General features: G+C 29.9%; 7 protein-coding genes and 1 pseudogene. All 8 read left to right on the top strand.

What is annotated here, in order from left to right; all coding sequences use genetic code 11:
- A pseudogene (locus ACIQ16_RS05870) lies at positions 1-189 on the top strand (DUF983 domain-containing protein); the annotation flags it as partial.
- A gap of 108 nt (positions 190-297) precedes the next feature.
- Positions 298-1,710: a rhodanese-like domain-containing protein gene (locus ACIQ16_RS05865; RefSeq protein ID WP_396149554.1), complete on the top strand. Its 1,413-nt coding sequence runs from the start codon at positions 298-300 to the stop codon at positions 1,708-1,710.
- A gap of 4 nt (positions 1,711-1,714) precedes the next feature.
- Entirely contained in the window at positions 1,715-2,038 is a 324-nt protein-coding gene (locus ACIQ16_RS05860; protein WP_396149552.1) for a hypothetical protein, read from the top strand.
- Between the two features lie 73 nt (positions 2,039-2,111).
- Positions 2,112-3,710, top strand: coding sequence for a hypothetical protein (locus ACIQ16_RS05855; RefSeq protein ID WP_396149550.1), 1,599 nt, complete (start codon positions 2,112-2,114; stop codon positions 3,708-3,710).
- A 34-nt stretch (positions 3,711-3,744) separates the two neighbouring features.
- Positions 3,745-3,930 carry a hypothetical protein gene (locus tag ACIQ16_RS05850; protein ID WP_396149548.1) on the top strand — a complete coding sequence of 62 codons (186 nt, stop codon included), beginning with the start codon at positions 3,745-3,747 and terminating at the stop codon, positions 3,928-3,930.
- A gap of 87 nt (positions 3,931-4,017) precedes the next feature.
- Entirely contained in the window at positions 4,018-4,908 is an 891-nt protein-coding gene (locus ACIQ16_RS05845; protein ID WP_396149546.1) for a DUF3667 domain-containing protein, read from the top strand.
- On the top strand, positions 4,908-5,711 hold the full coding sequence (locus ACIQ16_RS05840; protein ID WP_396149544.1) for an SDR family oxidoreductase: 804 nt from the start codon (positions 4,908-4,910) through the stop codon (positions 5,709-5,711). The genes ACIQ16_RS05845 and ACIQ16_RS05840 overlap by 1 nt, the downstream gene beginning before the upstream one ends.
- 100 nt (positions 5,712-5,811) lie before the next feature.
- Positions 5,812-6,468 carry a fructose-6-phosphate aldolase gene (fsa, locus tag ACIQ16_RS05835; protein ID WP_396149542.1) on the top strand — a complete coding sequence of 219 codons (657 nt, stop codon included), beginning with the start codon at positions 5,812-5,814 and terminating at the stop codon, positions 6,466-6,468.
- Positions 6,469-6,490: the final 22 nt, after the last annotated feature.

The following is a 6,490-nucleotide window of genomic DNA, read 5'->3' as shown; positions in this document are numbered from 1 at the left end:
GGTTTTTCGTTAATTACTTTTGCTATTTGGGTTTATGTAACAGGTTATACACTTCAAAATAAAGAAATTTTTTGGTGGTTGCCAGTTAATATTTTCTTTTTAATTCTATTGCAACCTTGGATTATGCGTTTATCAAGAATTATTTGGTTAACCGCATTTTTTCATAGTGACGATGAATTTTTCGATTAAAAATAATCTTATGATAATTATCACAATTTTATTTAAAAATTACTACTAAATTTGTATCGTATTTAAATGAAAATGATTTCAATTTCCATTTAAAAAAATAATTAATATATGAAAATAGAACAAATTTATACAGGTTGTTTGGCGCAAGGTGCCTATTACATCACTTCAAATGGCGAAGCAGCTATAATTGATCCGTTACGAGAAACGGCTCCTTATATGGATAGGTTGTCGGCGGATAATGTAAAACTAAAGTATATTTTTGAAACCCATTTTCATGCTGATTTTGTTTCAGGTCATTTGGATTTAAGTACTCAAACGGGTGCGAAAATTGTATACGGACCTAATGCTAAACCAGAATTTGATATTATTTCTGCAACGGATGGTGCTATTTTTGAAGTTGGAAATATTAAAATAAAAGTACTACATACGCCTGGTCATACCATGGAAAGTACGTGCTATTTATTGATAGATGAAAACGGAAAAGATACCGCATTGTTTTCTGGTGACACGTTATTTATTGGCGATGTTGGGCGACCAGACTTGGCCCAAAAATCAGCATCCATGACGCAAGAACAGTTAGCTGGAATATTATTTCACTCTTTACGAAATAAAGTTATGACTTTAGCAGATGATGTAGTTGTTTATCCAGCACATGGAGCGGGTTCCGCTTGCGGTAAAAATATGAGCAAAGAGACGGTTTCCACCATTGGCGAACAAAAACAACAAAATTATGCACTTCGTGCCAATATGACCGAAGCAGAATTTATAAAAGAAGTTACAGATGGTTTATTGCCTCCACCTGCTTATTTTGGTATGAATGTAGCTATGAATAAAAAAGGAATTCCTTCTTTTTCAACAGTTTTAAATAATGGAAAAAACGCTATTGATGTTGCCGACTTTGAACAACTTGTTGAAGACAGTGGTGCTTTGATTTTAGATACCAGAAATGCGTCAGATTTTTCGAAAGGGTTTGTACCTCAATCCATAAATATTGGAATTAGTGGTGATTTTGCGCCTTGGGTTGGTGCTTTAATAGCTAATGTCAATCAACCGATAGTATTAGTTACTGATTTTGGTAAAGAAGAAGAAACTGTTACACGATTATCTCGAGTAGGTTTCGACGCTGTTTTAGGTCATTTAAAAGGTGGTTTTGAAGCCTGGAAATCAGCTGGATTTGATGTGGATACTGTAAACAGAATTACCGCAGCTCAATTTGAAAATGAAGTAAAAATTGGCGAAAGTAAAGTAGTAGATATTAGAAGAGAAAGTGAATACGAAGCTGAACATATTGAAGACGCTTACAGTAAACCTTTAGCTTATATTAATGATTGGGTGAAAGACATCAATCCAAACGAACATTTTTTTATGCATTGTGCTGGTGGCTACCGTAGTATGATTGCGGCTTCTATTTTACAAGCTCGTGGTTATAGAAACTTTTCAGAAATTGAAGGTGGTTTTAATGCCATTTCGAAAACCAATATTCCTAAAACCGATTTTATGTGTCCTAGCAAAATATTGTAATTACATGAGAATAGTAACCGTACTTTTTTGTTTTTATTTGTTCGTATTGATGGCGCTTCCATCTGTTCGAGTAGTAAAAATACAATTTAGTGAAGGTTGTCAATCTTCTTGTGACAAAAGTAATTTTGAAAATAATGATGGTTGCGAAAAAGGTAAGATTATTATGAGTTTAAATTTTACTCCAGTAAGTTATATTACAACTAAAATATATTCAGCTATCCCTCAAAGTTTTGTAATTACTTACAAAAAAGAAAAGATATTTTATCATAAAAATCTTATATCTAAGTATCAAAATACTATTTGGCAACCTCCAAAAATCATTTCATAAATATCTCAGTTTAATTATTTTACTGCTTTATCTGTTTTTAGATATTAGCAGAATAACGTAATAGTATTTATAAATGAAAAAATATATAATTTTATTAGTCTTTCTTTTCTGTAAAGAAAGTATGGCACAAAGTACATTTGATTATAATGTACAAATAACTCCAATTACAATTTCTACTTTACCTGGATTGCATTCGTATGCTTTTGCGCAACATAACGGAAAGTGGTTAATTATTGGTGGAAGAAAAGATGGGGTTCATGCCAGACAACCTTTTAATGCGTTTCCTAATTCTCAGAATAACAATCTGATTTATGTAGTAGATATTGCTACACAACAAACTTGGTCCGTTTCCTTAGAAACTTTGACAACAGGTTTAAAAGAGCAATTACAAGCTACAAATTTCAACTTTTACCAAGATGGAAATTCGTTGTATGTAATAGGTGGTTATGCATATTCAACCTCTTTGGATGATCACGTAACTTTTGATAAATTAACAAGTATTAATGTACCCAATTTAATTGATTCGATTATTAACGGTACACCAATAACCACAAATTTTAAACAATTAGCCAATCCAATATTTCAAAATACTGGTGGACAATTGGGAAAAATTGGTAATAATTTTTATCTGGTAGGAGGTCAGGTATTTACAGGAAGATACAATCCCATGAATAATCCAACTTTTGTACAAAATTATGTAAATAAAGTACAAAAATTTACAATTGATAATTTTGGAACACAACTAAGTTATGCTAATTATTCTTTTGTAGAAGATGCGGTTCATTTACATCGACGTGATTATAATTTAGTGCCTCAAGTATTTCCAAATGGAGAGGAAGGTTATACTATTTCATCTGGTGTGTTTCAAATTAATGCAAATTTACCTTTTTTATACCCTGTAGATATAAAAGCAAGTGGCTATTTTCCACAAACACAGTTCAATCAATATTTAAGCAATTATCATAGTGCAAAAGTTGGATTATTTGATAGTGCCACTACTAAAATGCACAATTTGTTTTTTGGTGGAATTAGCCAGTATTATTATAACGGAACTACTTTGGTACAAGATAATAATGTGCCTTTTGTAAAAACCATTAGTAGAACAACACGTGCTGCAAATGGTGATTTGTCTGAATATAAGTTAGATGTTGAAATGCCTAATTTTAAAGGGGCAGGGGCAGAATTTATTCCAAATAAAACGTTACCACATTATTCAAACGAAGTGATTAAATTAAATGATATTGTAGCTAATGAATTTGTTATTGGGCATATATATGGTGGAATTGATAGTCCAACTCAAAATCCGTTTACAAATAATCAAACCAATACAACAAGTGCTGGCGCAACAATATATGAAGTAAAATTAATTAAAAATGCGTCCTTGGGACAAATTAGTATTGATGGTAAAAATGTTTTTTCATTTACAGTTTCTCCAAACCCAACAAATGATAATTCGGTTTCTGTTCAATTTAATTTGCCTTATTTAGCAACTTTAGATTATTTTGTTACAAATGTAAATGGTCAATTACTAGATGAAGGAGAAATTGACGGAATGCACGAAGGCGAAAACACTATGACTTTTAATTTAGTAAATACTTCAGATAAAATTCAGTTTATTACATTTATTTTAGACAATAAATTTTATTGCACTAAAAAAATAATTATCAATTAACAACAAATAATAATAACAATTAAAATTTAAACAAATGAAAAATTTATTTTTAACAATGTCAGTAGTTTTTTTATTTACAGCTGCTACAAATGCTCAAGAACCTAAACAAAAGAAGAAAGTAAAAACAGAAAAATCATGTTCTGTAAATGGAAAAAAATGTTGTGGAGAATCAAACAAAAAAGAAGCTTCATGTGATTCTAAAAAAACGGAAAAAAAATAATAAACTTTTTTGATTAATTTTTTTAGTGCATACAAACTTTTGTATGCACTTTTTTTTATTTAATTTTACCACATTAAATTATATTAAATGAGTCACGGAAAATTAAGAGAAGATACTACTTGCCAAAATTGTGGCAATTCTGTTACTGTGCGGTTTTGTCCTTCATGTGGGCAAGAAAATACAGAAACTAAAAAATCCTTTCATTATTTGTTTACCCATTTTTTAGAAGATTTAATACATTATGATTCCAGTTTTTGGAAAGCAATAAAATATTTACTATTTCAACCCGAAAAACTGACTTTAACTTATTTGTCAGGTAAAAGATTAGCCTTTATGGCTCCTGTTCGCTTGTTCATATTTATTAATATAATTTCGTTTATTATTTTTAATTCTTTTACTTTTAAAGAAATTGAAAATGAATACTTAAAAGGTACACAATCAGAATTAATAATTGAAACCAAAAATAAAGAGTCAAGAAAGATTAAAAAAATTTCTGAAAAACAAGAAGTTAATGTAAATTATTTAGATGAAAAATTTAATAAATTAGAGGAAAAATATACGCCTACACAAATTATGTTTCAGGCTTTACATAAAGGCTTACAAAATTTACCTAAATGGTTGTTTTTAATAATGCCCTTTTTTGCGTTTACGCTTTGGCTTACGCACAATAAGAAGAAATGGTGGTATTTTGATCATGGTATTTTTACGTTTCATTACTTCGCTTCTTTTTTGTTGATTTCTAGTCTAACTGCGTTATTAAATCAAATCTATGGTTTGTTTGGTTATGAAATTCATGGCTATTTTGGAATATTTATATTTATATTTTTAAATGTAATTTTCATAAAGGCATATTTCCTTTTTTATAAAGAAAGTTGGATGAAAAGTATATTGAAATTATTTGTCATTTATTTTTTAAATACACTAATATTTGTTTCTACTTTTATTTTGTTTTTTCTTTACATCTTTTATACAATTTAATGAAAAAAGTAATACTTATCACTGGTGGTTCTTCAGGAATTGGAAAAGCAATAGGCGAATTCTTATTAGATAAAGAGTATATTGTTTATGGTACAAGTAGAACTGCTTCTTCAATAAGTCATTCAAAAATAAAATTAATTGATTTAGATGTTAGGAATTCGGATTCTATTAAAGCATGTATTGCTAAAATTATAGAATTAGAAGGCAGAATAGATGTGTTAATTAATAATGCTGGGGTAGGAATTACGGGTCCTCTTGAAGAAATTCCATTAGAAGAAATTAAGAACAACTTTGAAACCAATGTTTTTGGACCTATCGAAACCATGAAGGCCGTTTTACCCCAAATGCGTCTTCAAAAAAGTGGTCTGATTATTAATATTACTTCCATAGCGGGTTATATGGGATTGCCTTTTAGAAGCGTTTATTCCTCGTCAAAAGGCGCTTTAGAATTAATTACCGAATCGTTACGAATGGAAACTAAATCCTTTGGAATTTATATTACCAATGTGGCTCCAGGAGATTTTGCTACCGAAATTGCTTCCAGAAGATTTCACGCTCCAGTGCAACAAGGTTCTGCTTATGAAACGGTATATCAAAACCAACTTAATATGATGAATGAACATGTTTCTGGTGGAAGTAATCCTTTAGAAATGGCTGTAGCAATACACAAAATTATTGAAACTAAAAATCCTCGTATTCATTATAAAGTAGGCGCTTTTATGCAAAAATTTTCTATTGTTTTAAAGCGTATCTTACCTGATAAAATGTATGAAAAAATCTTAATGAATCATTACAAATTATAAAATCAAAAAGTAGAATCTCTAAAAAGAAATAGAATATTGTATTTCAATTTCCTACTTTTGTACGCACAAACAACACACAACAAATTTAAATTCAAAAAACATGAAATTTTTTATTGACACAGCAAATTTAAAAGACATTGCAGAAGCACAAGCATTAGGCATTCTTGATGGTGTAACTACAAATCCGTCATTAATGGCTAAAGAAGGTATTACAGGAAAAAACAATATCTTAAAACATTATGTAGACATTTGTAATCTTGTAGATGGCGATGTAAGTGCAGAAGTAAATGCCTTAGATTTTGAAGGAATGATAAAAGAAGGTGAAGAGTTGGCTGATTTACACGAACAAATCGTAGTAAAATTACCAATGACTAAAGAAGGAATTAAAGCGTGTAAATATTTTTCAGATAGAGGCATAAAAACCAATGTTACTTTAATATTTTCAGCGGGTCAAGCTTTATTGGCTGCTAAAGCTGGAGCAACATATTGTTCTCCATTTTTAGGTCGCTTAGATGATATTTCAACAGATGGTTTAAATTTAATTGATGAAATTCGTCAAATTTATGACAACTATAGCTTTGAAACTCAAATTTTAGCGGCTTCTGTTCGTCACACTATGCATGTTGTTAATTGTGCTAAAATTGGTGCTGATGTAATGACAGGACCTTTATCTTCAATTACTGGATTATTAAAACACCCACTTACTGATTTAGGAATTGCTCAGTTTGTAGCTGATTTCGAAAAAGGAAATAAATAGTATTTTAGATATAAAAAAGGCG

It is taken from the genome of Flavobacterium sp. (assembly GCF_044360715.1).
Taxonomy (GTDB): Bacteria; Bacteroidota; Bacteroidia; order Flavobacteriales; family Flavobacteriaceae; genus Flavobacterium.
Note: the sequence above shows the minus strand (reverse complement) of the source record. Positions and strands in the feature narration are given on the sequence as shown.

Coding starts and splice junctions, on each gene's coding strand:
- ACIQ16_RS05865 (WP_396149554.1), top strand. CDS start 298: ATGAAAATAGAACAAATTTATACAGGTTGTTTGGCGCAAGGTGCCTAT.
- ACIQ16_RS05860 (WP_396149552.1), top strand. CDS start 1,715: ATGAGAATAGTAACCGTACTTTTTTGTTTTTATTTGTTCGTATTGATG.
- ACIQ16_RS05855 (WP_396149550.1), top strand. CDS start 2,112: ATGAAAAAATATATAATTTTATTAGTCTTTCTTTTCTGTAAAGAAAGT.
- ACIQ16_RS05850 (WP_396149548.1), top strand. CDS start 3,745: ATGAAAAATTTATTTTTAACAATGTCAGTAGTTTTTTTATTTACAGCT.
- ACIQ16_RS05845 (WP_396149546.1), top strand. CDS start 4,018: ATGAGTCACGGAAAATTAAGAGAAGATACTACTTGCCAAAATTGTGGC.
- ACIQ16_RS05840 (WP_396149544.1), top strand. CDS start 4,908: ATGAAAAAAGTAATACTTATCACTGGTGGTTCTTCAGGAATTGGAAAA.
- fsa (WP_396149542.1), top strand. CDS start 5,812: ATGAAATTTTTTATTGACACAGCAAATTTAAAAGACATTGCAGAAGCA.